This is a genomic window from Paucibacter sp. PLA-PC-4 (assembly GCF_026241155.1).
GTDB lineage: Bacteria > Pseudomonadota > Gammaproteobacteria > Burkholderiales > Burkholderiaceae_C > Roseateles_E.
Genome location: NZ_JAPFGP010000029.1, coordinates 21778 through 46325 on the forward strand (window position 1 = coordinate 21778; position 24548 = coordinate 46325).

Here is a 24548-nt window from a genome sequence, read left to right on the forward strand (position 1 = left end):
CTTGTCTACGCTGCGCAGCTCATTTGCGAAGCCGAGGGGCCACAAGCCAAACTAGGCTTGCTGGCAAGACCTGACCCCTGCATCAGTGCATCCATGTCGTGCGTTCCTCCATGGCGGTCCGCGCCGCTGGCGCTGGCCAATGTGCTGGCCAATGCACGGCCCACTACAGCGACCACTACCGATGGCGCTGCGGCCCCGCAGCGCGATCCAGTCTGTCCCCCAGCGTGCAGCTGACCGGCTCGCGCCAAGAGGACAAGGGTGTCTTCGATGCGGCCAGCTCGCTGACCGAAAACACCGGTTTCGCGTCGGGCGCCAACTTCGGCAGCAACTTCAACGCTGCCGCGAATGCGTTGAGCCTGCTGCGCATGAGGTACGACCACACGCTGACCCTGATCAACGGCCGACGCGTCGTTGATGACCCGACCGTCTCCAACGGCTCGGTCAACTTCCCCCCCCACGGCCCTGATCGACCCCATCGAGAACTTGCACGCCGGTGCTTCGGCGTTTGAGACAAGCCCGCCCCCTCGAAGTGCCGTTCGGGTGCGCGCGGCGGGCTTTCTCGGGCAAAGCGTGAGTTAGCGCACGGTCCGGCACCGAGACACCCGGAATCAGGGTTTACGCGGAGCACGCATGCCAGAAGAATGCGCGCATCTCTTCAAGCCAGGATCTCACCCATGCGCCGCTCGACCCCGTTCTCCGCCCTCGCCGCCACCTTGCTGGCGACCTCGCTGGCCCAGGCAGCGCCGAACGCGCTGGGTCTGGACAAGGGCTTGAACCTGCTGGTGTTCGACGATTTCACAGCCAGCTCCAGCGATGTCGAGGGCCGCGTCGCAGTCGGCGGCAATGCCAAGCTGGGCAGCTACTCGATCAACACCAAGGGCTCGGGTGCGCTGTACGAAGGCATTGGCCTGGCGGTCGGTGGCAGTCTGCAGTTCAGCGGCGGCCAGCTCTGGGGCGATACCGTCGTCGGCGGCAATCTGAACACCCAGAGCGGTGCCAGTTTCATCGGCGATGTGCGGGTGGGCGGCAATCTGAATGCCAACAAGGCTTGGCTGACGGCCGACAGCATCACCTACGGCGGCAGCGCCAGCGGCGTGCAGCAGTGGCAGAACCCGCTGCCGCAAAAAGCCGCAGCCGGCAGCACGGTGAACCTGGGCATCGATTTCGCGGGTGAGCAGGCGCGGCTGAGCAGCTTCTCGCAGCAGCTCGACGGCTTTGCCAACAGCGGCAGCGTCGCCAACGTCTGGGGCAATATGGTGCTCAACGGCCAGGGCGCCGGACTGGCCGTGTTCGACCTGAATGCAGCCGATGTCGGCAAGAACCTCGAGCTCAGCAATCTGGGCAGCAATGCGACCGTGATCATCAATGTGCACGGCAGCAAGGTCGACTTCGGCAACCATGGCTACACCGGCTTCGACAGCGGCCGCGTGCTGTTCAACCTGGTCGACGCGCAGACGGTCAGCTTCAGCGGCGGCGTCACCGCCTCCTTCCTCGCCCCGCTGGCCAAGTTCACGGCCGGCTCCGGCGTGATCAACGGCCAGGTGATCGCACAGAGCTGGAGCGGCTCGGTGCAGATCAACGACGCCGCCTTTGCTGGCGCCATCTCTGCCGTGCCCGAGCCCGGCAGCACGGCCATGCTGCTGGCCGGCCTGGGCGTGATCGGCTTCGTGGCGGCGCGCCGTCGGCGCTGAATCCGGCGGACCGCCGTCTTGACGGCGTCTTGACACTGCCAAGCAAAAGCTGGGCGACTTCTTGAGCTGCGGGCCGGGAGACTGAAGGCCTCGCAACAACAGGTCGGCCACGGTGCCGGCCCGGCCCATGCGCCCAGTCGCCATCCTTCAGCACGAAGCCAGCCAAGGCCCCGGCTACTTGCTGGATTTTCTGCAGCAGCAGGACATCCCTTTTCAGATCTTCCATCCGGCCCAGGGTCAGGACTTGCCTGTGCGGGCCAGCGACCACAGCGGCCTGGTGGTGCTGGGCAGCAATCACAGCGTCAATGAAGACCTGCCTTGGATTGGCCAGGAGATCGCGCTGCTGCAGGCGGCGCTGAGCCGCGATGTGCCGGTGCTGGGTCACTGCTTCGGCGGCCAGTTGCTGGCGCGTGCGATGGGTGCCCAGGTGCACCGCAATGCCTGGCCCAACATCGGCTGGGCCCGGCTTGCCGTGACGCCGGCAGCCCGTGCGATGTTTGGCGGCGCCACCCACGCGAGCCTGTTCAACTGGCACTACGACACCTTCGAGATCCCGCGCGGCGCCGCCCGCACGCTGTTTGGCATGCATTGCCTGAACAAGGGTTTCGTCCACGGCAAGCATCTGGGTTTCCAATCGCACCTGGAGGTCACCGAGGCCAGCGTGCGAGCCTGGTGCGAAGAGTCACGCCAAGAGCTGACCCTGGCCCATGGTCCGGCCGTGCAGACCGAGGCCCAGATGCTGCAGGGCCTGCGCGAGCGCACCGCAGAGTTGCACCAGGTGGCGCGCGGCGTCTACCGGCAATGGGCCACGGGCCTGAGTCGGCCTACCCTGGTGCAGCTGCACGGCGGCTGGTGAGCGAACTCAGCGGCGCCGGCGCCACCACAGCCAGGCGCCGCTCAAACCCAGGCCGAACAGGCTCAGCCCGATCAAGCCAGTGGCCGCCTCGTGCAGCGGGCCGCCCAAGGTGCCGGTGTGCAGCGGATAGATCCAGGCGGTGCTGCGCCCGCCCAGGTCCAAGCTGTTCCAGCGCTGCTGCGCCAGCACGGCGCCATCGACCGGATGCAGCCAGACCGAGGACAGGCCGTTGGGGTGCGGATCATCGGGCAGCTTCAGGCGCACGCGCACCGGCCGGTCTGCCGCCGCCCCCAGCTGCACATAGCCGACCATGCCCTCGGGCCAGCGAGCCTGGGCTGCTGCAACGATCTCGTCCAGGCTCGCAGGCGGGCCCTCGGCCTTGCCGACCTTGGGCGGCTTGACCGGGGCCTCGCCGGCCAGGCCGCTGACCCAGACGCCCAGCGGCCGCCAAGCCATCCAAGCCCCGCTGGCCACAGACACCGCGATCAGCAGGCCCAGCACGACACCGCCCAGCCGATGCAGATCGAACAGGGCGCGCGTCGTGCCCTTGCCCAGCTTCAGCGCAAAAGCATGACGCCACTGCGCGGCGTTCATCGGCCACCACAGGATCAGGCCGGTCAGCAAAATGGCCAGATAGGCCAGCGACACGCCAGCCAAGATGGCCTTGCCGGTGTCGCCCAGCAGCAGCGCGCTGTGCAGCTCGAAGATGAAGTTGGCCGCGCCTTCATGCTCACCGCGCCGGCCCTGCTCGCTCCCGGTGCCGGGGTCGATATACAGCGTGCCCTCCCATTGCGGACTTTTGAGCAGCACGCGCAGGCTCTCGCCCGGCTCGCGCGGCGGGCGCAGGGTCAGCGTCGTCTTGGGGCCGAACTCGGCCGCCAGGCGCTGGCGCAGGGGCTCCAGCGCGGCTGGCCCGGCGTCGCCTTGAGCAGCAGACCTGAACAGCTCGGGATGCAGGGCCTGGTCCAGCGGGCGCAGCACCGTCAGCGCCGCGCCCAGCACAGCAGCAAGAGCCAGCAGCAGCCCCAGGGTCAGACCGGTCCAGCGGTGCAGCCACAGCCAGACGCGGCGGGCCTTCAGCAACGCCATCAAAAGTCGAGCTTGGCGGTGATGCGCAGCGTGCGCGGCGCACCGACGCCCAGCAGATTGTTGCCGGCGGTGCTCCAGTAGTCCTTGTCGGCGGCGTTCTCCAGATTGGCCTGAACGCTCAAGGGCTGGCCAGCAAGCCGGGTCTGGTAGCGCGCACCCAGTGAGAACACGTCGTAGGCCGGGATCCATGCCTGGTTCTGGTTGTTCACCGCGCGCTTGCCGACGTGGTAGATGCCGGCATTGAAGGCAAGACCCGGCACTGCCGGCAGACGGTACTCGCCGAACAGGCTCAAGGTGTTCTTGGGCGTGTTCTCAGGCGTCTTGCCCAGCTCGGCCGCATTGCTGAGCACCTGGGTGATCTCGGCATCGAGCAGCACGGCCGAGGCCACCACGGCAAAGTCGCGTCCGATCTCGCCGCTGGCCGAGAACTCCAGGCCGCGATAGCGGCTCTGCCCCCCGACCTGATAGACGCCGGCGATCGTCGTCGCCTGCGGGCGCTCGATCTCGAAGAGCGCCCCTTGCAGCAGCAGGCTCTTGGCGACGCGGGCCTTGATGCCGAGCTCCTTTTGCTTGCTGACCGCAGGTGGCAGGATCTCGCCGGCATTGGTGGCCGACAGCGGCGCGGTGCCGGTCTCCTCCAGCCCGCGCAACAAGCTGGCGTAGACGCTCAGGGCCGGGGTAGGCTTCCACATCAGCGAGACATTGGGCGTGGTCTTGTCCACCGCATAGGGCTTGTTGGGGCCGCTGGCGCTGTTGCTCTGGCTGCGGTAGTCGGTGCGGCGCAGACCGGCGAGCAACTGCCAGTGCTCGCCGAGCGCGAGGCGGTCGTAGACATACAGGCCCTGGTCGCGGATCTCCGAGGGATAGCCGGCCTGGGCCAGCGTCGGGTTGACCGGTGCGATCGCGATCGGCGCGTACAGGTTCTGCGGTGCCTGGGCGGCGCCGCTGCGCCAACCGTCGGACTCGCGCAGGTTGTAGCTGGTGCCCAGGGTGAGCTCATGCTGCAGGCCGCCGGTGGCGAAGCGGCCGATGGCTTCCAGCCGGTGGTTGGTATTGGTGTAAGCCTGGCCTTTGAGCACCGAGATATTGACGCGTCCCGCGCCGGTCTGGTTGTTGTAGTTCTGCAAGGTGGTGTAGACGCGGTCACGCTTTGTTTCGGCGTGGCCGGTTTCCAGGCTGAGCACCCAGTTGTCGTTCAGAGCGATGTCGCCGCGCAGCAGCGCATTGCTCGCCTGGGCGTCGTAGCGGGCCCAGTCGGCGGTGAGGTTGGTCTTGTTGTCGGGCACGCGCGGCAGGTTGATGACGCCGGCCGCAGCGGCGGGCAGCGTGATCGCGGCCTGCTCGCTGACGTTCTTCCTGTAGTGCTCCAGGTCCAGCTTCAGGTTGGCGATCGGCGAGACGCGCCAGTCGTAGGCCAGCGCCAGCAGGCCGCGGTCGCCCTTGAAGTTGGCAATGCCGTTTTCTTCCTTGCCGGCCGCAGCATTCAGGCGAATGCCCATGCTGTCCTCGGCACCGAAGCGCCGGCCGATGTCCAGATGGGCCTTGACGCCACCATGGTCGTTGAGCGTCGTCGTCAGCGAGCTGACGGGCTTGGCGCCGGCGCGCTTGGTGACGAAGTTGACGATGCCCGAGGGCGGCACCATGCCGTAGTACATCGACGAGGCGCCCTTGAGCACCTCGACCTGCTCCTTGTTCTCCAGGGGGATGTCGATGAGGTTGATCACCGGCAGACTTCCGTTGAGCCGGTAGTTGCCGCGGTTCTCGACCAGGATGCCGCGGATCGACAGGTTGTCGTAGGTCGAGCCGCTGACCTGGGAGCGGGTCACGCCGGCGGTGTTGCGCAGCGCGTCGAACAGGCCTTGCGCGCCCTGCGCATCGAGCAGCTCGCGCGACATGACATTGTTCGTCAGCGGCACGTCCAGCGGGTCCTGGTCGCGGAAGGCGCCGACCTGGACCGAGCTGGGCGCGAAGCTCTTCTGACGCTCGCCAGTCACAACGACGGTATCGAGCAGGCTGGGCGACGCGGCCAGCGCGGCCTGGGCGGCGAGCGTCAGCGTGGACAGGGCAAGGCTGCGCCGGGCAGCCGGCAGACGGACGGTGGACATGGGCGCGAGATATATTTAATGCGAATTGTTCGCATTCTAATATCAAGTCCCGGCCGAGTCAGGGCATCAACCGATAGCCCACCGCCGTCTCGGTCAGCAGATGTCGGGGCTGGGCAGGGTGGTCTTCTAGCTTCTGGCGCAACTGGCCCATATAGACGCGCAGATAGTGGTTGTCCTCGACATGGCTGGGACCCCAGACCGCCTTCAGCAGCTGGCGGTGCGTCAGCACCTTGCCGGCATTGGCGATCAGATGGGTCAACAGCCGGTACTCGATCGGCGTCAGGTGCACAGCCTGGCCCTCGCGCAGCACGCGGCGCGCGACCAGATCCACCTCGACCGCGCCGAAGCGGAACACGGTCTGAGCCGGCTCGCCCGCCGCAGCGGCGGACTGGCTGCGCCGCTGCGCCACCCGCACACGCGCCATCAGCTCGCCGACGCCGAAGGGCTTGGTCAGGTAGTCATCGGCGCCGGCATCGAGCGCGGCGATCTTGTCCGCCTCGCTGGCGCGGGCGCTCAGCACGATCACCGGCACGCCGGACCAGGCGCGCAGATCCTTCAGATAATTGATGCCGTCGTCATCGGGCAGGCCCAAGTCCAGAACGATCAGCTCGGGCCGGCGCGTGCCTGCATCGATCAGGCCCTGACGCACGGTCTCGCATTCATGCACCTGCCAGCCCTCGGCCTCCAGCGCCATGCGAACGAAACGGCGGATGCTGGGTTCGTCCTCGACGATCAGTGCAACGGGAGAGGGATCACTCATGGTCTTCGATGTCGGGGAGCGGCGGCGGGTTGCCCAGCGGAAGGGTCAGCACAAAGGCGGCGCCGCCGCCGGGCACCGGCTCGGCATGGATGCCGCCTTGATGGGCTTGCATGATGGCACGGCAGATCGCCAGCCCGAGGCCGACGCCGGGCGTGCTGCTTTCGCTCTTGGCGCGCGCGAATTTCTCGAACAGCGCCTCCTCGCGGCCGGGAGGCAGGCCAGGGCCGTTATCGGCCACGCGCAGCCACAGCTCGGCCTCGCGCAGCTCGGCCGAAATGCGTATGAGGCTGCCGGCTGGCGTGTACTTGACCGCGTTCTCGAGCAGGTTGCACAGCACCCGCTCAATCAGCACCGCGTCAAGATTGATCATGGGCAGCCCTGGGGGCAGCTCGGTCTGCACCCGATGCGCGCCCAGGCTCGTCTGCATCGCCTGCAGGGCGCTGCCCACCACCTCCTCGACCGGCTGCCACTGCAGGCGCAGTTGCACCGCGCCGCTTTGCAGCCGCGCCATGTCCAGCAGGTTGTTGACCATCGCGTTGATGCGCTGCGACTCGCGCTGCAGCGCCTGCGCCATCTCGCGGCCGGCCTCGGGCAGGGTCGGCAAGGCAGCCAGCGTGTCGGCAAGGCCGTAGACCACGGCCAGCGGTGTGCGCAGATCATGCGACAGCGCCGACAGCAGTGAGTTGCGCAGGCGCTCGGATTCGATGTGCACCAGCGCGTCCTGCGCCACCTCCACGTAATGCACGCGCTCCAGCGCCTGGCCGATGATGCTGGCATAGGTGTCGAGCTGGGCGCGGCGCTCCGGCTGCATCACGCTGGCCAGATCGCGCGGCCGCAAGGCCAGCACGCCACGCGCGCGCATCGGCGCCTGCAGCGGCAGATAGAACCAGGCGCTGCCCGGCAGGGTGTCGGTGGCCAGGCCGGCCGCCTGGCCGTGATCCAGGGCCCAGCGCGCGGTGCCCAGATCGGGCGGGTCGGTCTCACCCTCGGGGAGCAGCAAGGCATCTTTGAGGTCCAGCACCAGCACCAATGCCCGGCCATGCAGCTCGCGCGACAGGCTGCTCTGCGCACTCTGCACCACCTGCTCGGTCTGCAGCGCGCCAGACAGCTCGCGGGTCAGCTCGAACAGCGCCCTGGAGCGCGCTTCGCGCTCGGCAGCAACCTGGGCCTGGTAGCGCAAATGGGCGGTCAACTGGCCGGTGATCAATCCCACGGCCAGCATCACGACAAAGGTCAGCAGGTACTGCACATCCGAGACCGCGAAGCTCAGATGCGGGGCGATGAAGAAGAAGTCGAACAGGCCGACGCTCACAAAGCTGGCCAGCACCGAGGGGCCGCGCCCCCAGCGCAGCGAAACCCCCAGCACGGTCAGCAGGAACAGCATGACGATATTGGCCTCGTCGAACACCGGCTGCAGCGGCAGTGCCAGCGCGGTGGTTCCCACGCAGGCCAGCGCCGCAAACGCATAGCGCTGCCATTGCCGGCCCCAGACCAGCCCGGGGTCGACGACGTCGGGCACCGGCGCCGGCGTCGCCGACTGGCCGACTTCGATCAGGTCGACATCGCTGGCGCTGTCCGCCAGGCGCTGGTGCAGGCTGAGGCCGCCAAACAGGCGGCGCCAGGCCGGTCGCGGCGCGGCGCGACCCAGCACCAGCTGGGAGAGATTGTTCTCGCGCGCATGGCTTACCAGAGCCGGGGCCAAGTCTTGCGCCTGCAATACGGCGGTGACCGCACCCAAATCATGGGCCAGGCGCACGACGCGCAGAATGCGCTCGCGCTGCGCATCTGCAAGGCGCCGCAGCGCGGGCGTCTCGACATAGACCGCATGCCAGGACACATTGAGCTGCTGGGCCAGGCGCGCGGCGCTGCGCACCACATGTTCGGCCCCGTGCGCGGGGCCGATCGCGCAAAGAATGGCAGCCTCGGTCTTCCAGACCTGGGCGATGGCCTGCTTGCTGCGCCAGGCCTGCACATCGTCCTCGACGCGGTCGGCCGTGCGGCGCAGCGCCAGCTCGCGCAAGGCCATCAGATTGCCCTTGCGGAAGAAGTTCCTCGCTGCGCGCTCGGCCTGCGCCGGCATGTAGACCTTGCCAGCGCTCAGTCGCGCAAGCAGCTCGTCGGCGGGCGTGTCCACCATCACGACCTCGTCGGCCGCATCGAAGAAGGTGTCGGGCAAGGTCTCTTGCACGCGCACCCCGGTGATGCCGCCCACCACATCGTTGAGACTCTCCAGGTGCTGGACGTTCAATGTCGTGTAGACATCGATGCCATGGGCCAGCAGCTCCTCAACGTCTTGCCAGCGCTTGGGATGCCGCGAACCTGCCACGTTTGAGTGGGCCAGTTCGTCGACCAGAATCAGCGTGGGCTGCCTCGCCAGCGCGCCATCGAGATCGAACTCGGGCAGGGTCTTGCCGCGGTACTCGACCTGGCGCGGCGGCAAGATCTCCAGGCCCTCGGTCAGCGCCATGGTCTCGCTGCGGCCATGGGTCTCGACCACGCCCACCAGCGGCGCCCTTCCGTCGGCCCTCCATTCGGCACTCAGCTTGCGGGCCGCCTGCAACATCGCATAGGTCTTGCCGACACCGGCCGAGGAGCCGAAGTAGATGCGCAGCTTGCCGCGCGCGGCTTTTTCCTCTTCTTCGCGCAGTTGCTCCAGCAGCGCGTCGGGGTCGGGACGCTGGTCCTCGCTCATAGCCACCCAGCCCGCTTGAAGCGATACCACAGGCCGACGCAGACCGTGGTGATCAGGCCCAGCGCGGCCGGATAACCCCATTGCCATTTCAGCTCGGGCATCCACTCGAAGTTCATGCCCCAGATGCCGGCGAAGGCGGTGGCCGCGGCAAAGATGCCGGCCCAGGCGGCCAGGCGCTTGGTCACATCGCTGTCCTCGATGGCCACCATCGACAGATTGGCCTGGATGGCCGTGCCTATGGTCTCGCGCACCGACTCGATGGCGCCGTGAATGCGCGCGAGGTGGTCGGCCACATCTCGGAAGTACTCCTCGGACTTGGCGCAGATCGGCGGCGTGCGGCCGCCATGCAGCTTGGACAGCATCTCCAGCATCGGCGCCACCGCCCGGCGCAGCAGCATCAGGCGGCGCTTCAAGGCATAGAGCCGCTGGATGTTGTCGCGCGCCGCGCCGCTGGTGAAGATGCTTTGCTCGATCTCCTCGAGCTCCGACTCCAGCAAGTCGACGATGGGGAAATAGCGATCCACCACCGCGTCCATCAGCGCATACAGCACAAAGCTGGGGCCTTGGCGCAGCAGCTGAGGCTCGCGCTCGCAGCGCTCCCGCACGCCCAGAAAGTGCAGCTTGCTCCCCTTGCGCACCGACAGCACATGGTTACGCCCGACAAAGACCATCACCTCTCCGAGCTGCAGCTCGCCGCCCACCCAGTCGATCAGGTGCATCACGACGAAGAGGTCGTCGCCGTACTCCTCGACCTTGGGGCGCTGGTGGCCATGGCTGGCGTCCTCGATGGCCAGGCTGTGCAGATTGAAGAGCCGCCGGTAAGACTCCAGCTCGGCGGCATCGCTGTCGCGCAGCGCCACCCAGACGAAGGTGTCCGGCTGGTCCAAATAAGCCCCCAGTTCCTCGGGGGCCAGGTCGGCCACCTTGTGGCCTTCGCGATAGGCGGCGCAGTTGATCAACATCGCGGCATTGTCACCTTCAGAACGTGCGAGCGGCGCTCAGCACCAGGGTGGCCCGACCCAGACGCTTTGCGTCCTGGCCGGCGGAATTGCCGGCCTGGTAGTAGTCGCGCTTGGCATCGGTCGCCACCAGGGCCGCGCCCAGAATGAAGCCACCGACCTCCTTGCTCAGGCCGAGCTTGAGATCGGTATAGGACAGCTCGCCATAGTGGCGAACACTCAGACGACCCAGATGGGTGTCCAGATTGATGCCCGCGCCCAGATCGAAGCGGTAGTTCAGATCCAAATAGCTGCTGCCCTTGGAAGCCCCGCGCGCCGCCAGGCTGCTGAAGTAGGCATAGCCGGCGGACGTGCTGTTGAGGCCGAAATAGTCGCTGGCGGCCACCGAGAGCTTGGCGCTGAAGGCGCCAGAGGACAGGCCGACGTAGACATCGAGGTTGTCGTACTTCTCGCGTGTAGCGACGCCGGGCGCGCTGTTCAGCCTGGCGCCGGGGTAGAGATAGGCCAGGGCGCCGAGATCCAGGGTCAGGTCTGGCCTGAGGGCAATCTTGTAGCCGCCATACAGGTCCAGCTCAAGGCCGGCGCCGTTGTTGTAGCTGTTGCCGGAAACACTCGAAGCCCAAACGCCAGCATAAGCGCCGCTGCTGTGCGCATAGTCAAGGCCACCCTGGATGGCCGGCTGGCGCCAGGTCTGGCTGATGCCGCGAAAGCGGTAGTCGGACACCAAGCCCAGATTGCCCGTCAAGGTGTGCTCGGGCGTGGTCTGTGCCTGGGACTGCATGGCCAGCAGCAGACTGGGAACGAGGCAAAGCGTCTTCAAAATATTGGTCATGGCTTGAACAAAAAAACGGCCAAGCCCGGATGGGCCTGACCCAAGAACACAGAGGCTGCGGCGCGATCAGCGCGGCTGGTCCAGTGCCAGATTGAGCTTGAGCACATGCACGCGCGGCTCGCCCAGCACCGCCAGGTCGCGGCCCTCGGTGTTGGCTGCGATCAGGCGCTGCACCTCGGCCAGCGGCAGGCCGCGCTCGCGCGCCACACGGGCGGCCTGGTAGCGAGCGGCGGCCATCGAGATGTGCGGGTCCAGGCCGCTGGCCGAGGCCGTGACCAGATCGGCCGGCACCGCCGCCGTGTTGCCCGGATCGGCGGCGTGCAGCGCGGCGATGCGAGCCTTGACGGCATCGGCCAGCGCCGGGTTCATCGGCCCCTGGTTGGAGCCGCCGGAGCCAGCCGCGTTATTGGCCATAGGTCCGGTGGCCGAGGGACGGCCCCAGAAGTACTTGGGCGAACTGAAGCTCTGACCGATCAGCTCGGAGCCGACCGCCTTGCCCCCCTGCTCGATCAGGCTACCCGCGGCCTGTTTCGGGAACAGCGACTGGCCGACGCCGGTGACGGCCAAGGGATAGAGCAGACCGGTGATCGCGCTGAGCAGCACGAAGCTCACGAGCGCGGGACGAAGATGGGCTTTCATGGCAAGCTCCTCAAATCAGATGGGTGGCGACCAGGAACAGGTCGATGGCCTTGATGCCGACAAAGGGCACGATCAGGCCGCCGAGGCCGTAGATGGCCAGATTGCGGCGCAGCAGCGCGGCCGCGCCGATGGCGCGGTAAGGCACGCCCTTCAGGGCCAGCGGGATCAGCGCAATGATGATCAGCGCGTTGAAGATCACCGCCGACAGAATGGCCGAGCTGGGGCTGTGCAAGCCCATCACATTCAGCGAGGCCAGCTGCGGATAGACGCCGACAAACATCGCCGGGATGATGGCGAAGTACTTGGCCACATCGTTGGCAATCGAGAAGGTGGTCAGGGAGCCGCGCGTCATCAAGAGCTGCTTGCCGGTCTCGACGATCTCCAGCAGCTTGGTGGGGTTGGAGTCCAGGTCCACCATATTGCCGGCCTCCTTGGCGGCCTGGGTGCCGGTGTTCATCGCCACGGCGACATCGGCCTGGGCCAGCGCTGGCGCATCATTGGTGCCGTCGCCGGTCATCGCCACCAGGCGGCCTTCGCCCTGGTAGTCGCGTATCAGCTTGAGCTTGGCCTCGGGTGTAGCCTCAGCCAGGAAGTCGTCGACGCCGGCCTCGGCCGCGATCGCTGCGGCGGTCAGCTTGTTGTCGCCGGTGATCATCACGGTCTTGATGCCCATGCGGCGAAGCTCGGCAAAGCGCTCCTTGATGCCGCCCTTGACGATGTCCTTGAGCTCAACGGCACCCATCACCTTGGCACCATCGCAGACGACCAGCGGCGTGCTGCCGCGCCGCGCGATCTCGTCGATGGCCTGGCTGACTTCCTTGGGGAAGCTGCCACCCAGGGCCTCGACATGGCGGCGGATCGCATCGCCGGCGCCTTTGCGGATCTGTCGCTGCTGCTGCGCATGCGAGCCGAGGTCGACGCCGCTCATGCGGGTCTGCGCGGTGAAGGCAACGAACTGCGCATCCAGGCCCGAGAGCTCGCGCTCGCGCAGATTGAAGCGGGTCTTGGCCAGCACCACGATGCTGCGACCCTCCGGTGTCTCATCGGCCAGCGACGCCAGCTGAGCCGCATCGGCCAGCTGCTGCTCACTCACGCCGGGCGCCGGCACGAACAGGCTGGCCTGGCGATTGCCCAAGGTGATGGTGCCGGTCTTGTCCAGCATCAGCACGTCCACGTCGCCGGCCGCCTCGACGGCGCGGCCCGAGGTCGCGATCACATTGGCCTGCATCATGCGGCTCATGCCGGCCACACCGATGGCCGACAGCAAGCCGCCGATGGTGGTCGGGATCAGGCAGACCAGCAGCGCGATCAGCGCGGTGATCGACACCACGGTGCCCGCGCCGGCTGCCTCGACGCTGAAGACCGAGAACGGCAGCAAGGTCACAGTGACGACCAGGAAGACCAGGGTCAGCGCCACCAGCAAGATCGTCAACGCGATCTCGTTGGGCGTTTTCTGGCGCTTGGCGCCCTCCACCATCGCGATCATGCGGTCGAGGAAGGACTCACCGGGATTGACGGCGATGCGCACCACCAGCCAGTCCGACAGCACGCGGGTGCCGCCGGTGACCGAGGAGAAATCGCCGCCCGACTCGCGGATGACCGGTGCCGACTCGCCGGTAATGGCGCTCTCGTCCACCGAGGCCACGCCCTCGATCACCTCACCGTCCAGCGGAATCAGGTCACCGGCCTCGACCAGCACGACCGCGCCCTTGCGCAACTCATCGGACTGCAGAGGATGCCATTTGGCGCCGTGCCTGGGTTCCTCAAGCTTCTTGGCCCAGGTCTTGGTCTTCAGGCCGCGCAGCGACGCGGCCTGCGCCTTGCTGCGACCCTCGGCCATCGCTTCGGCGAAGTTGGCAAACAGCACCGTGAACCACAGCCACAGCGCGATGGCCAGCATGAAGACGGATCCCTCGGTGCCGGCGACGGCCGAATCCTTCAGGCTGGCCAGCCACAGCACGCTGGTCAGGACGGCGCCGACGTAGACGACGAACATCACCGGGTTGCGCCACTGCGTGCGCGGGTCCAGCTTGCCAAAGGAGGCCGCGACGGCCGGCTTGAGCAAGGCGGGATCGAGGAAAGAGAGTTTGTTGTTGTCTTGTGTCGTCATGATCAGACTCCCCACAGCGTCAGATGCTCGGCAATCGGCCCGAGCGCCAGTGCAGGGACATAGTTCAGCAAGCCCACCAGCAGCACCGTGCCTATGAGCAGCACGATGAACAGCGGGCCGTGCGTGGGCATCGAGCCGCTGGTCTGCGGGATGCGTTTCTTGGCGGCCAGACTGCCGGCGATCGCCAGCACCGGCACGATCACGCCGAAGCGGCCCAACCACATCGCAACACCGAGCAACGTGTTGTAGAAGGGCGTGTTGGCCGACAGGCCGGCGAAGGCGCTGCCGTTGTTATTGGCGGCCGAGGTCAGCGCATACAGCACCTCGGAAAATCCATGGGCACCCGGGTTCAGGATGCCGGCCTTGCCCGCCGTGGCCAGCACCGCGATGGCCGTGCCGACCAACACGACAATGGGCGTGATCAGGATGGCGATGGACACCATCTTCATCTCATGAGGCTCAATCTTCTTGCCCAGGTATTCGGGCGTGCGGCCGATCATCAGGCCGGCGATGAAGACGGCCAGCAACGCGAACACCAGCATGCCGTACAGACCGGTGCCGACGCCGCCGAACACCACCTCGCCCAATTGCATCATCACCAGCGGCACCATGCCGCCTAGCGGCGTCATCGAGTCGTGCATCGAATTGACCGCACCACAGGAAGCGGCCGTCGTGACCACCGCAAACAGGCTGCTGGCATTGATGCCGAAACGGGTCTCCTTGCCCTCCATATTGCCGACACCGGCCTCGACGCCCAGAGCCGTCAGCGCCGGGTTGCCGGCCTGCTCGGCGCTGGTCGCCGCGAACACCGCCGCGACAAACATCAGGCTCATCGCCGCCAGCACCGCCACACCCTGGCGAGAGTCGCCCACCATGCGGCCGAACATGAAGCACAGCGCCGCCGGGATCAGGAAGATCGCCAGCATCTGCACCAGGTTGGACAGCGGGGTCGGGTTCTCGAAGGGATGCGCCGAGTTGGCATTGAAGAAACCGCCCCCGTTGGTGCCCAGCATCTTGATTGCCAGCTGCGAGGCAGCCGGACCCATCGCCAGAGTCTGGGTGGTGGTCTGGACATCGTCCATCAAGACCTGACCCTGCGCGTCTTTGAGCGGCTGAGCGTCGGCGCCGAGCTTGGGCGTCTGGTAACTGGTGGCTTCAACGGTGCTCAGCTCTTTGTAGGCGTCGAAGTTCTGGATCACGCCCTGGCCGACAAAGAAGATCGCCAGCACAAAGGCGATCGGCAGCAGCACCCACAGGGTGATGCGGCTCAGATCGGCCCAGAAGTTGCCGATGGTGGCCAGGCTTTTGCCGGCGAAACCGCGGATCAGCGCGAAAACCACGGCGATGCCGGTGGCGGCCGAGACGAAGTTCTGCACCGTCAGCGCCAGCATCTGGCTCAGATAACTCATCGCGGACTCGCCGCCATAGCCCTGCCAGTTGGTGTTGGTGACGAAGCTGATCGCGGTGTTGAAGGCCGAGTCGGGCGTGATCGCCGCCATGCCTTGCGGATTCAGCGGCAGCAGCCCCTGAAAGCGCTGCAGCGCATAGACCGCCAGCACGCCGATGAAATTGAACAGCAGCAGCGCGATCGCATACTGCTTCCAGTGCATGCCATCGGCCGGCTTGACACCGGCCAGCCGGAACAGCCCACCCTCGACTGCGCCCATCCAGCGCGGCAGGCGGCCCTCGGCCACCCGGTGCAGCCAGCCAGCCAGCGGCCAGGCCGCCAGCAGCAGCAAGGCCATGAACAGGCCAAGATTGATCCATGCCAAGGAGTTCATCTCAGAACTCCTCGGCGCGGAACAATGCCACGACCAGATAGACAAACAAGCCAGCGGCCACCAGGCCACTGACGATATAGAGCCCGCTCATTGCTTGCCGCCCTCCAGCCTGTGGCTGGCAGCGGCTAGGCCGAGGGCCAAGCCGAACAGCGCCAGGCTCAAGCCCAGAAATACCCAATCCATCATCTTGTGCTCACACGCTCAGTTGAGATGTGCAGAGCTTAGGAATTGGGGCCTCAGCTTGTCGTAGAAGCTGGGGTGGGCGGTATCAAGATCGTATAAAGACGGGCGTCGGCGCGGCCCAGGGTGTGACGCAACAACTCAGTGGAAGTCAGTTTCTCGCTGATGGCGGACCGCCCCAATGACGACGGTTCGAGCATCGGCGATCTCAAACATCGCCACGTATCCGGTCGCCTCAAAGGGAATGACCAGTTCACGGACCAAGCCGCTGCCACCCACCTTGCGGCAACTGAAGGGACTGACGCGCAGGAAGGATGGGGCTTGCTCGGTGGCATCAATCGCCCGCTCGGGAATGTCTAGATCGCCGGCCGCGCTGTGCAACTCGCGCTCATCAGCGTGGCTGAAAAGCCGCTGCAGATCCTCTTCAGCCTCAGGACTGAAGAAGACCTGGTAAGTCATGCCGTCTGCGCCCTCTTCTTGCGCGCCTGCGCCACCCTGGCTCGCAGCTTGGCGATCACGGCGTCGGCCGGGATCCCATCGCCAGCCTCCACCGTTGGCTTGATCGCAGCCAGGCTGCGGCGAACAAACTCCGCGTGCTCACGGCGCCGGGTCACTTCGCCCCGCACGGCCTTCTCGACCAGCGCGGCCATGGTTTCGCCCTCTTCGAGCGCCTGTTCCATCTCCTCACGAAACTCGGGCTCGATGCGTGCCGGGGGGGATGGTCGCTGATTTCATGCGTCGCTGTATCGCCGATGCGATACAGCGACAATAGAGCTACGGTTGAATATGCGCAAGGCGGTGACGCTCAGCGTATCGGCGCCAGCGAGCGCAAGGCCTTGACCGCGCCCTCGCCCATCGCGGCGCCGAAGCGCTTGGCCAGGCGTTCAGCGACGTTGTCGCGCGGCGTGTAGTCGATCACTTCCTCGGCCTTGATGACCTCGCGGGCCACGTAGTCGAGGCTGCCCAGATGGTCGGCCAGGCCCAGCTTGACGGCCTCCTCGCCGTTCCAAAACAGGCCCGAGAAGGTCTCAGGGGTTTCCTTCAGGCGCTTGCCGCGGCCGTCCTTGACGATCTTGATGAACTGGCGATGGATCTGGTCCAGCATGGCCTGGGCGTAGGCGCGCTGGGCCTCGTCCTCGGGCGAGAACGGGTCCAGCATGCCCTTGTTGGCGCCGGCTGTGATCAGGCGGCGCTCGACGCCCAGCTTGTCCATCAGGCCGGTGAAGCCGAAGCCGTCCATGAGCACGCCGATGGAGCCAACCACCGAGGCCTTGTCCACATAGATCTCGTCGGCGGCGGCAGCGATGTAGTAGGCGCCGGAGGCGCAGATCTCCTCGACCACCGCGTAGACCTTCTTGCCATGCTTGGCCTTCAGGCGCAGGATTTCGTCGTAAACGATGCCGGCCTGCACCGGGCTGCCGCCCGGCGAGTTGATGCGCAGCACCACGGCCTGGGCGCCCTGGTCCTCGAAGGCGCTCTTCAGCGCCGACAGCATCAGCTCTGCGCTGGCCTCGGTATCGACGGCGATCTCGCCGCGTACCTCGACCAAGGCGGTGTGCGGCGTGTTCGGCGCGGTACCGACCTGGCGCTGCGCCAGCAGCAGCCACAGCACCGCCACGACCAGCACCAGCCAGGCCAGCCGGAAAAACACACGCCAGCGGCGCTCGCTGCGGCGGTCGCGCAGATAGTCGCGGGCAAACTGGGCCAGCACGGCCTCTTGGCTGGCGGGCGCGCCGGACTCAGAGGCCCGGGCCGGGCTGCCGATCGGGTCGGGGATGGCTTGCGGCAAGTCGTCGTTGGGATTCATGCGGAGTTCGTTTTCTTACTCGTCAAAAGCCGGTTTGGTGTCGCGGGAAGGATACCAATAGACCTGGCCCTGGCGTTCCTCGACCTCAATCTTGGTCAGGCCCATGCGGCCGCACATGCCGCTCACACAGCGCCCCGTCAGCGGATCGTAAACCGCGCCATGGATGGAGCACATGATGTACTGCTTGTCGCCGTCGAGAAACTCGCCCTCCTGCCAGTCCATCTCGGTGGGCACATGGGCGCAGCGGTTGAGATAGGCCACCACCTGGCCGTCGAAGCGCAGCGCGAAGGCGCGCGCCGGCTCGCGCCATTGCAGCACGTCGAAGCTGTGGGCGCGGCCGCGCTCCTGCAACTCTTCAGAGCTGCACAGCGGCAGCGGATCGGGCTTTATCGTCGGGGTATCGCTCATGCGTTCTTGATCAACCAGTCATGCAGATCAGGCACCGAGTGCGCGATGTGCAAGGGATTGAAGGCGTCGAAGGTTTCGTGGTCGTGAGCGCCATAGCTGACACCGACGCTGGCGGTGCCGGCATTCAGCGCCATCTGCAGGTCATGGCTGGTGTCGCCGATCATCAAGGTACGCGCGGGCTCGGCGCCGAACTCGCGCATGAGCTCATGGAGCATCTGCGGATGGGGCTTGCCGGCGGTCTCGTCGGCGGTGCGGCTGCCGTCGAACAGGCCTTGCAGCTCGACCACCTTCAGCGCTTCGTCCAGGCCGCGCCGGCTTTTGCCGGTCGCGACGGTCAGCCAGTGATGGCGAGCCTTGAGCGCCGCCAGCATCTCCAGCGTGCCATTGAACAGGGTGACCTCATGCTGGGCCGCAAAGTAATGGTGGCGATAACGCAGGCCCAGCTCCGGGTAGCGCGCCGGCTCCAGGCCTGGCACGGCATGGGCCAGCGCCTCCTGCAAGCCCATGCCGATCACATAGCTGGCATCGGCATCGCTGGGCCTGTCCAGGCCCAGATCGACGGCGGCCGCCTGGATGCAGCGGGTGATCAAGGCGGTGGAGTCGAACAGGGTGCCGTCCCAGTCGAAGGCGATCAGGTCAAAACGTTGCGGTCTCATTGGGGCAGGCTCAGGTCTTTCAACAGCTTCTCACACTCGGGCGGCAGCGGCGCCAGCAGTTCGATCTCGGCCCCGCCGGCGGGGTGGTTGAACTTCAGCCGCTTGGCATGCAAAAACATGCGCTCGAACTTCAGCGCGCCGCGAGCCATGAGACGGTTGGCCTCGAAGTCGCCGTACTTCGGGTCACCGACGATCGGATGACCGGCATGCTGCAGATGCACCCGGATCTGGTGCGTGCGGCCGGTCTTGATGGTCACATCGAGCAGGCTGTAACCCGCCAGCCGGCGCGCCACCCTCACCAGGCTGATCGATCGCTTGGCCTGGTCGGCCTGCGGGTCGTGAGAATTCTCGACCGCCCGCACCCAGCGCTCGCCGTCGCTGCCGGTGAACTTCAGCAGCGCCACATCGATCACCTTCTTGTTGTCGGCCCACTCACCAATGACCAGGGCCGCATAGGTCTTGCCGGTCTCCCGTTCGCGGAACTGGTCCTGCAAGGCGGTCAGCGCGCTGCGTTTCTTCGCGATCAGCAGCAGGCCTGAGGTTTCTTTGTCAAGCCGGTGCACCAATTCGAGGAACTTGGCCTCCGGCCGGGCGCGGCGCAACTGCTCGATGACGCCGAAGCTGACCCCGGAGCCGCCATGCACCGCGACGCCGGCCGGCTTGTTGACGGCAAGCAGGTGCTCGTCCTCGTAGACGACGGGGAACTCTTTGGCCGGCACGAAGTCGACCGGGGCGCTGACGCGCTCGGGCAGACGCACCGGCGGCACCCGCACCTCGTCGCCCAGCTCCAGCCGCGTGTCGGCCTGGGCGCGGCCCTTGTTGACCCGGACCTCGCCAGCCCGGATCACGCGGTAGACATGGGTCTTGGGCACACCCTTGAGTTCACGCAGCAGGAAATTGTCCAGCCGCTGGCCGGCCGAGTTTTCGTCGATCAACACACGGCGCACGGCAGGTGCTGGCGCGGGCCCGACAGCCACCGGTGCGATCTTGGCCGGCGTAGTGGGCACGCGCTCACCGCGCGACGCCGGCCCATGGGCCGGCCTCCTGGTTTGTGCTGATGCGGCTGTGGCGGGCTTGCCAGCTGGCCTGGCCTTATTAGCCCTTATAATGTTGCGAACCACAATTGCGCCGTAAGTGTTTGATTTGCCTGATTTTAGCGGGCACGGCAGCGAATGGCGCGGGCGTGGTGGCACGGCGTAAGCCGGGCCAACAATCGGTGATGCAACGCGCAGGGCAATAAGCGGGCCCCATCCCCAAGTGAGGGGGCGGCTTCGAGTCCTGCGTGGAAGCGCAGACGTAGAAAGAGCCACGCCGTCTCGGGCCCCCGGATTTCGGGCGCAGGAGCCGGCACAAGACAAGGTTTACACCGCGCAAGGCCCGTCGATCCAGTATCTGACGACCTTGTGCCAGCGTTCCAGTAGTCCTCGCGGATGAGCCCTCTGACCTCCCCTACCCCCCACCGCTCGCAAGCGCTGCCCCGGCATCATGCCGCTGAGGCCGGACTGCGCAGCCGTGGCCGGGCCGCGCTATCAGCGCGTCCAGGGGCCAGAGGTGATGCACCGCCTGCTGCCACGCGCGCGCCAACGCTGCTGGTTTGATCGCTAACGATCACCAACAGTCCAGGGCGATTCCTTCCTCGGTTCCTCCACGTTTGTACGTGCATCGAAGAGTCGCCCACTGACAGGGTCAGGGGCGACGTGAGTGATGCTGCGCGTTTGAAGGTCCTCCAAAGACCAAAAACGCGCCAGGAGTGACGACATGAAACGCATGCTGATCAATGCGACGCAGCCCGAAGAGCGGCGCCTCGCGATTGTTGATGGCCAGAAACTGCTGGACTTCGAGACTGAGATCGAGGGCCGCGAGCAGCGCAAGGGCAATATCTATATGGCCGTGGTGACGCGGGTCGAGCCCTCGCTCGAAGCCTGCTTCGTCGACTACGGTGAAGACCGCCACGGCTTCCTGCCCTTCAAGGAGATCTCGCGCCAATACTTCCGCGACGGCACCGATGTTCGCGCCGCCAAGATCCAGGACGCGATCCGCGAAGGCGACCAGTTGCTGGTGCAAGTCGAGAAGGAAGAGCGCGGCAACAAGGGCGCTGCCCTGACCACCTTTGTGTCGCTGGCCGGCCGCTATCTGGTGCTGATGCCCAACAACCCGCGCGGCGGCGGCGTCAGCCGTCGCATCGAGGGCGAAGACCGCGAAGAGCTCAAGGAAAACCTCGACCAGCTCGAATACCCCAAGGGCATGAGCCTGATCGCCCGCACCGCCGGCATCGGCCGCTCGGCCGCCGAGCTGCAGTGGGACCTGAACTACATGCTCAAACTGTGGAGCGCGATCGACGACGCCTCCAAGGGCGGCAAGGGCGCGTTCCTGATCTATCAGGAGTCGAGCCTGGTGATCCGTGCCATCCGCGACTACTTCACCGCCGACATCGGTGAGATCCTGATCGACACCGACGACCTGTACGACCAGGCCCAGCAGTTCATGAACCACGTGATGCCCGACCAGGGCCATCGCGTGAAGCGCTACCGCGACGACGCGCCGCTGTTCAGCCGCTTTCAGATCGAACACCAGATCGAGACCGCGTTCAGCCGCACGGTCAACCTGCCCTCGGGCGGCGCCATCGTGATCGACCACACCGAGGCCCTGGTCTCGGTGGACGTCAACTCGGCCCGCGCCACCCGCGGCGGCGACATCGAGGAAACCGCCACCCGCACCAATCTGGAAGCCGCCGACGAGATCGCGCGCCAGATGCGTCTGCGTGACCTGGGCGGCCTGATCGTCGTCGACTTCATCGACATGGAAGAGTCGAAGAACCGCCGCGAGGTCGAACAGCGGCTGCGCGACGCGCTGCGCCAGGACCGCGCCCGCGTGCAGTTCAGCTCGATCAGCAAGTTCGGTCTGCTGGAGCTCTCCCGCCAGCGCCTGCGCCCCGCGCTGAGCGAAGGCAGCCACATCACCTGCCCGCGCTGCAACGGCACCGGCCACATTCGCGACACCGAGTCCAGCGCACTGCAGATTCTGCGCATGGTCCAAGAGGAGTCGATGAAGGACAACACCGCCGCCGTGCATGTGCAGGTGCCGGTGGAAGTGACCTCCTTCCTGCTCAACGAAAAGCGCACCGAGATCACCAAGATCGAGTTGAAGCAGCGCGTTACCGTGCTGCTGGTGCCCAACAAGCACCTCGACACGCCCAACTACAAGCTCGAGCGCCTGCGCCACGACGACCCCCGTCTGGAAAACCTGCAGGCCAGCTACACGATGATCGAGGAAGCCACCGACGAGGTGGGCATCACCCGCCGCGACGCGGGCGACAAGAAGAACAAGCAGGAGCCGGTCATCAAGGGCATCCTGCCCGAGCAGCCCGCCCCGGTGGCCGCACCGAAGCCCGAGCCGGTCAAGGCCACCGCACCGGTGGCTGCGGCCCCGGTGGACGCTGCCGATGCCGGTGGCGGTTTCTTCGGTTGGATCAAGAAGCTGTTCGGCGGCGCCGAGCCGGTGGCACCGACCCCGGCCAAGACCGAGACCAAGCCCGCCTCCGAGGGCGGCGAGCGCAAGCCGCGTGAAGGTCGCGAGGGCCGTGACGGTCGTCGCCGTGGCGGCGATCGTGGCGATCGTGGCGACCGCGGTGAGCGCGGTGAGCGCGGCGCCAAGAGCGAAGGCGGACGCGAAGGTGGACGTGAGGGCAAGCGTGAAGGCGGTGGCCGCAACGAGCCGCGCGAGGGTCGCGAAGGCAGCCGTGGCGACAGCCGCCGCCGTAATGAGCCGCGCGCCGACAAACCGGTGGAGGGGGCTGAGGCCGCCCGTCCGGAACGCGCGGAACGTCCCGAGCGCGGCGAGCGCCCGGAGCGCGGTGACCGTGCCGAACGCGGCGACCGGGGTGCCGAAGGCAACCGTCGCCCGCGTGGTGAGCGTGGTGAGCGCTCCGAGCGCGGCGAGCGCGTGGTGGAGAAGGCTGAGGAGCTGAACACGGCACCGCTGCAAGCCAGCCTGGATATGCCTGAACAAGCGGCGGCGCTGCTGCCGGTGGCCGAGCAGGTTGCCGGCGAAGAGGCGGGCAGCGATGAGCGTCCGGGTCGCCGCCGTCGCCGCCGTGGCGGTCGGGATCGTGACGACAGCCGTGGCGTCAATGGTGAGGACGTCGCGGGCGTCGAGACGCCGGTCGAGGCGATGGCAGAGGCTGCAGTCGAAGGTGTTGCCGACGTTGTGGCGGGCGACGCGCAGCCCTCAGCCGGCGAAGAAACCGAAGGCGGCGAAGGCCGTCGTCGTCGCAGCCGTGATCGTTATCGTCGCGAGCGCCGCGATGATCTGCCGGCCGACGAGCAGGCGGCAGCTCCGGCTGATGCGCCTGTTGTCGACGCAACGCCGACCTCGGTCGAGCCAGTCGCAGCTGCCGCACCCGCTGCAGCACCAGTCGCTGCGCCGGCCGCCGCAATGGCCGCAGTTGCCGAGCCGGTCGCCGCCCCGGCGGCACCCACAGTGCCCGTTTTCGAGCTGGCTATCGGTGATCTGCAGAACATCGCAGAGACTGCCGGCCTGCAGTGGGTGAACTCGGATGCCGACAAGATCCGCGCCGCCCAGGCGGCCATGGCGGCCGAGCCCAAGCCCGTGCATGTGCCGCGCGAGCCCAAGCCGGTCGTCGTCGTCGACGAAGGCCCGCTGGTGCTGGTCGAGACCCGCAAGGATCTGAGCCAGACCAAGCTGCCGTTCGAGCACTGAAAGCAACGGTGGCCTGCGGGCCACCAGACATCAAAGACGCCGCGCCGGGTTGCCCCGGAGCGGCGTTTTTTCATTGCGTGGTCTTTCCGGGAGGAGCCTGAGCTGTAAACGTCTGGCAAAGTCATCTTTGATTGGTGCGAAGCGAGCGGTAAACCGCCCGTCGCGTCAGCGGCAAAAGCCCTGTGCAAGACGAAATGCACCGTCCATGTACCTGCGGAAGGAGCCCCAGTGCGCTTCTTCGAGCCGACCGGTAAACTGCTAGCAAGCGACTCCCCCATCATCCACACCATGAAGCCGCGTTATGGTCAGTTCAATCCTAAGCGCAAGCTGCTTACGCCAGCGGAGGCACAAGCGCGCGCGAACGAGTTTGACCAATTGGCCGAACGCGTCGGGTATGGCGGCAACCCTGAGCACAAGATGAATCCAGGCGACTTCAACTTGACGCCACCATCCGATCCACGTCAGGGCAAGTCGCTGTGCGATGTCGCCAAGGTTTTCAGGCGCGATGAGGCTTTGGAGTTGCTCAGAGTGGGTCTGCGCAAAGGCTTGGTCAGCGACCGCGAGAAGGACGGTTGGCCAAGGCTCGTCTGGTCCGTCACCGACGATGGCATTCCGATGGAAGCGCAACTTGAGAATTCGGCTGCGGGGACGTATCACGGTTACCCAATGCCGGACATTCGCTATCGCACGAAGTAATTCGCCGTTGGGAGCGTCTCAATGGCTGACCTTCGTATCAGCGCCGAATGGATGCCCGCCGGATCGGGGGAGCCCGAAGTAGCGGCAACGGCAGGGATGCTCAACATTTCCGTCGATAACGTCAGCCTGACGCGAAGTCAGGATGTGTGGGCAAAGACTGTTCGCGACAACGTATTCTTGTCAGCATACCCATTGGCTATGTGGTTTGCGAGCTCGTGGTGGCGCATGAACCACGAACCTCTACCGACACAGCAGCCAAGCCATGACTGGCGCATGGCGCATGAACTCGGGGCCGCCAACCATGGCTTCGTCTGGCCACGCATTGTCTTCATTCCGGACGGGGAAGCGATTCACGTTTGGGCCGGGCCTTCGATAACTGCAGAGCAGTCGGTGCAGTATGTGCAAGGGCTAGATGCACCGCGCATAGTTGCTTTGGGCGGGTCGGCGCGCGTCAAGCTACCTGTCGCCTCATTCATGCAGCCAATGGCTGAGTATTTCGGGAACGCGAGGCCGCAGTGACGACCGATTCGCGCTCCGGGTTGAGCGTGACGGCCGTGACGTGCGACCA

General features: G+C 66.3%; 22 protein-coding genes. 6 read left to right on the forward strand and 16 right to left on the reverse strand.

Annotated features, from left to right (window positions below; translation table 11 throughout):
• Positions 1-98: 98 nt before the first annotated feature.
• From OOZ63_RS27155 to OOZ63_RS27165, 3 genes are all read left to right on the forward strand, one after another.
• Positions 99-509, forward strand: coding sequence for a hypothetical protein (locus OOZ63_RS27155; RefSeq protein ID WP_266008806.1), 411 nt, complete (start codon positions 99-101; stop codon positions 507-509).
• A gap of 165 nt (positions 510-674) precedes the next feature.
• On the forward strand, positions 675-1691 hold the full coding sequence (locus tag OOZ63_RS27160) for a choice-of-anchor A family protein (RefSeq protein WP_266008807.1): 1017 nt from the start codon (positions 675-677) through the stop codon (positions 1689-1691).
• 127 nt (positions 1692-1818) lie between these two features.
• Positions 1819-2547 carry a type 1 glutamine amidotransferase gene (locus tag OOZ63_RS27165; protein ID WP_266008808.1) on the forward strand — a complete coding sequence of 243 codons (729 nt, stop codon included), beginning with the start codon at positions 1819-1821 and terminating at the stop codon, positions 2545-2547.
• Between the two features lie 6 nt (positions 2548-2553).
• On the opposite strand, the gene OOZ63_RS27170 is transcribed toward OOZ63_RS27165, so the two are convergent.
• From OOZ63_RS27170 to OOZ63_RS27245, 16 genes are all read right to left on the reverse strand, one after another.
• Entirely contained in the window at positions 2554-3636 is a 1083-nt protein-coding gene (locus OOZ63_RS27170) for a PepSY-associated TM helix domain-containing protein (RefSeq protein ID WP_266008809.1), read from the reverse strand.
• Positions 3636-5741, reverse strand: a complete 2106-nt coding sequence (locus tag OOZ63_RS27175; RefSeq protein ID WP_266008810.1) for a TonB-dependent siderophore receptor — start codon at positions 5739-5741, stop codon at positions 3636-3638. Before OOZ63_RS27175 ends, OOZ63_RS27170 begins: the two co-directional genes overlap by 1 nt.
• Positions 5742-5799: 58 nt before the next feature.
• Positions 5800-6501 carry a two-component system response regulator KdpE gene (gene kdpE / locus OOZ63_RS27180; protein WP_266008811.1) on the reverse strand — a complete coding sequence of 234 codons (702 nt, stop codon included), beginning with the start codon at positions 6499-6501 and terminating at the stop codon, positions 5800-5802.
• Positions 6494-9193 carry a DUF4118 domain-containing protein gene (locus OOZ63_RS27185; RefSeq protein ID WP_266008812.1) on the reverse strand — a complete coding sequence of 900 codons (2700 nt, stop codon included), beginning with the start codon at positions 9191-9193 and terminating at the stop codon, positions 6494-6496. The genes kdpE and OOZ63_RS27185 overlap by 8 nt, the downstream gene beginning before the upstream one ends.
• Entirely contained in the window at positions 9190-10155 is a 966-nt protein-coding gene (locus OOZ63_RS27190; RefSeq protein ID WP_266008813.1) for a magnesium and cobalt transport protein CorA, read from the reverse strand. Before OOZ63_RS27190 ends, OOZ63_RS27185 begins: the two co-directional genes overlap by 4 nt.
• Positions 10156-10171: 16 nt before the next feature.
• A complete protein-coding gene (locus tag OOZ63_RS27195) occupies positions 10172-10984 on the reverse strand; it encodes a TorF family putative porin (RefSeq protein WP_266008814.1) in 813 nt (270 codons plus the stop codon).
• A 66-nt stretch (positions 10985-11050) separates the two neighbouring features.
• The gene (gene kdpC / locus OOZ63_RS27200) at positions 11051-11623 is read right to left on the reverse strand and encodes a potassium-transporting ATPase subunit KdpC (protein WP_266008815.1); all 573 of its coding nucleotides are present in this window, start codon (positions 11621-11623) and stop codon (positions 11051-11053) included.
• A 10-nt stretch (positions 11624-11633) separates the two neighbouring features.
• Positions 11634-13733 (reverse strand): potassium-transporting ATPase subunit KdpB, encoded by a 2100-nt coding sequence (kdpB, locus tag OOZ63_RS27205; protein ID WP_266008816.1) that lies wholly within the window; start codon positions 13731-13733, stop codon positions 11634-11636.
• Positions 13734-13735: 2 nt separating this feature from the next.
• Positions 13736-15514 (reverse strand): potassium-transporting ATPase subunit KdpA, encoded by a 1779-nt coding sequence (gene kdpA / locus OOZ63_RS27210; protein WP_266008817.1) that lies wholly within the window; start codon positions 15512-15514, stop codon positions 13736-13738.
• Between the two features lies 1 nt (position 15515).
• Positions 15516-15605, reverse strand: a complete 90-nt coding sequence (gene kdpF / locus OOZ63_RS27215) for a K(+)-transporting ATPase subunit F (protein WP_137943016.1) — start codon at positions 15603-15605, stop codon at positions 15516-15518.
• 230 nt (positions 15606-15835) lie between these two features.
• Complete coding sequence (locus OOZ63_RS27220; protein WP_266008818.1) at positions 15836-16153, reverse strand: type II toxin-antitoxin system RelE/ParE family toxin; 318 nt, start codon at positions 16151-16153, stop codon at positions 15836-15838.
• Positions 16150-16374 (reverse strand): hypothetical protein, encoded by a 225-nt coding sequence (locus tag OOZ63_RS27225; RefSeq protein WP_266008819.1) that lies wholly within the window; start codon positions 16372-16374, stop codon positions 16150-16152. The genes OOZ63_RS27220 and OOZ63_RS27225 overlap by 4 nt, the downstream gene beginning before the upstream one ends.
• A 125-nt stretch (positions 16375-16499) precedes the next feature.
• Positions 16500-17501, reverse strand: coding sequence for a S49 family peptidase (locus tag OOZ63_RS27230; protein ID WP_266008820.1), 1002 nt, complete (start codon positions 17499-17501; stop codon positions 16500-16502).
• Between the two features lie 15 nt (positions 17502-17516).
• Positions 17517-17909 carry a Rieske (2Fe-2S) protein gene (locus OOZ63_RS27235; RefSeq protein WP_266008822.1) on the reverse strand — a complete coding sequence of 131 codons (393 nt, stop codon included), beginning with the start codon at positions 17907-17909 and terminating at the stop codon, positions 17517-17519.
• Positions 17906-18565, reverse strand: a complete 660-nt coding sequence (locus OOZ63_RS27240; RefSeq protein ID WP_266008824.1) for an HAD family hydrolase — start codon at positions 18563-18565, stop codon at positions 17906-17908. The genes OOZ63_RS27235 and OOZ63_RS27240 overlap by 4 nt, the downstream gene beginning before the upstream one ends.
• Positions 18562-19572, reverse strand: coding sequence for an RluA family pseudouridine synthase (locus OOZ63_RS27245; protein WP_266008826.1), 1011 nt, complete (start codon positions 19570-19572; stop codon positions 18562-18564). The genes OOZ63_RS27240 and OOZ63_RS27245 overlap by 4 nt, the downstream gene beginning before the upstream one ends.
• A gap of 751 nt (positions 19573-20323) precedes the next feature.
• Here OOZ63_RS27245 and OOZ63_RS27250 point away from each other — a divergent pair.
• The 3 genes from OOZ63_RS27250 to OOZ63_RS27260 all read left to right on the forward strand — a co-directional run bounded on the left by OOZ63_RS27250 (position 20324) and on the right by OOZ63_RS27260 (position 24499).
• Positions 20324-23284 (forward strand): Rne/Rng family ribonuclease, encoded by a 2961-nt coding sequence (locus tag OOZ63_RS27250; protein WP_266008828.1) that lies wholly within the window; start codon positions 20324-20326, stop codon positions 23282-23284.
• Between the two features lie 228 nt (positions 23285-23512).
• Entirely contained in the window at positions 23513-23980 is a 468-nt protein-coding gene (locus tag OOZ63_RS27255; RefSeq protein ID WP_266008830.1) for a hypothetical protein, read from the forward strand.
• 21 nt (positions 23981-24001) lie between these two features.
• Positions 24002-24499 carry a hypothetical protein gene (locus OOZ63_RS27260; RefSeq protein ID WP_266008832.1) on the forward strand — a complete coding sequence of 166 codons (498 nt, stop codon included), beginning with the start codon at positions 24002-24004 and terminating at the stop codon, positions 24497-24499.
• Positions 24500-24548 lie beyond the last annotated feature (49 nt).

What these genes read in the sequence shown, in the direction of transcription:
- OOZ63_RS27160 (WP_266008807.1), top strand. Translation starts at nt 675, where the DNA reads ATGCGCCGCTCGACCCCGTTCTCCGCCCTCGCCGCCACCTTGCTGGCG.
- OOZ63_RS27165 (WP_266008808.1), top strand. Translation starts at nt 1,819, where the DNA reads ATGCGCCCAGTCGCCATCCTTCAGCACGAAGCCAGCCAAGGCCCCGGC.
- OOZ63_RS27170 (WP_266008809.1), bottom strand. Translation starts at nt 3,636, where the DNA reads ATGGCGTTGCTGAAGGCCCGCCGCGTCTGGCTGTGGCTGCACCGCTGG.
- OOZ63_RS27175 (WP_266008810.1), bottom strand. Translation starts at nt 5,741, where the DNA reads ATGTCCACCGTCCGTCTGCCGGCTGCCCGGCGCAGCCTTGCCCTGTCC.
- kdpE (WP_266008811.1), bottom strand. Translation starts at nt 6,501, where the DNA reads ATGAGTGATCCCTCTCCCGTTGCACTGATCGTCGAGGACGAACCCAGC.
- OOZ63_RS27185 (WP_266008812.1), bottom strand. Translation starts at nt 9,193, where the DNA reads ATGAGCGAGGACCAGCGTCCCGACCCCGACGCGCTGCTGGAGCAACTG.
- OOZ63_RS27190 (WP_266008813.1), bottom strand. Translation starts at nt 10,155, where the DNA reads ATGTTGATCAACTGCGCCGCCTATCGCGAAGGCCACAAGGTGGCCGAC.
- OOZ63_RS27195 (WP_266008814.1), bottom strand. Translation starts at nt 10,984, where the DNA reads ATGACCAATATTTTGAAGACGCTTTGCCTCGTTCCCAGTCTGCTGCTG.
- kdpC (WP_266008815.1), bottom strand. Translation starts at nt 11,623, where the DNA reads ATGAAAGCCCATCTTCGTCCCGCGCTCGTGAGCTTCGTGCTGCTCAGC.
- kdpB (WP_266008816.1), bottom strand. Translation starts at nt 13,733, where the DNA reads ATGACGACACAAGACAACAACAAACTCTCTTTCCTCGATCCCGCCTTG.
- kdpA (WP_266008817.1), bottom strand. Translation starts at nt 15,514, where the DNA reads ATGAACTCCTTGGCATGGATCAATCTTGGCCTGTTCATGGCCTTGCTG.
- kdpF (WP_137943016.1), bottom strand. Translation starts at nt 15,605, where the DNA reads ATGAGCGGGCTCTATATCGTCAGTGGCCTGGTGGCCGCTGGCTTGTTT.
- OOZ63_RS27220 (WP_266008818.1), bottom strand. Translation starts at nt 16,153, where the DNA reads ATGACTTACCAGGTCTTCTTCAGTCCTGAGGCTGAAGAGGATCTGCAG.
- OOZ63_RS27225 (WP_266008819.1), bottom strand. Translation starts at nt 16,374, where the DNA reads ATGGAACAGGCGCTCGAAGAGGGCGAAACCATGGCCGCGCTGGTCGAG.
- OOZ63_RS27230 (WP_266008820.1), bottom strand. Translation starts at nt 17,501, where the DNA reads ATGAATCCCAACGACGACTTGCCGCAAGCCATCCCCGACCCGATCGGC.
- OOZ63_RS27235 (WP_266008822.1), bottom strand. Translation starts at nt 17,909, where the DNA reads ATGAGCGATACCCCGACGATAAAGCCCGATCCGCTGCCGCTGTGCAGC.
- OOZ63_RS27240 (WP_266008824.1), bottom strand. Translation starts at nt 18,565, where the DNA reads ATGAGACCGCAACGTTTTGACCTGATCGCCTTCGACTGGGACGGCACC.
- OOZ63_RS27250 (WP_266008828.1), top strand. Translation starts at nt 20,324, where the DNA reads ATGAAACGCATGCTGATCAATGCGACGCAGCCCGAAGAGCGGCGCCTC.
- OOZ63_RS27260 (WP_266008832.1), top strand. Translation starts at nt 24,002, where the DNA reads ATGGCTGACCTTCGTATCAGCGCCGAATGGATGCCCGCCGGATCGGGG.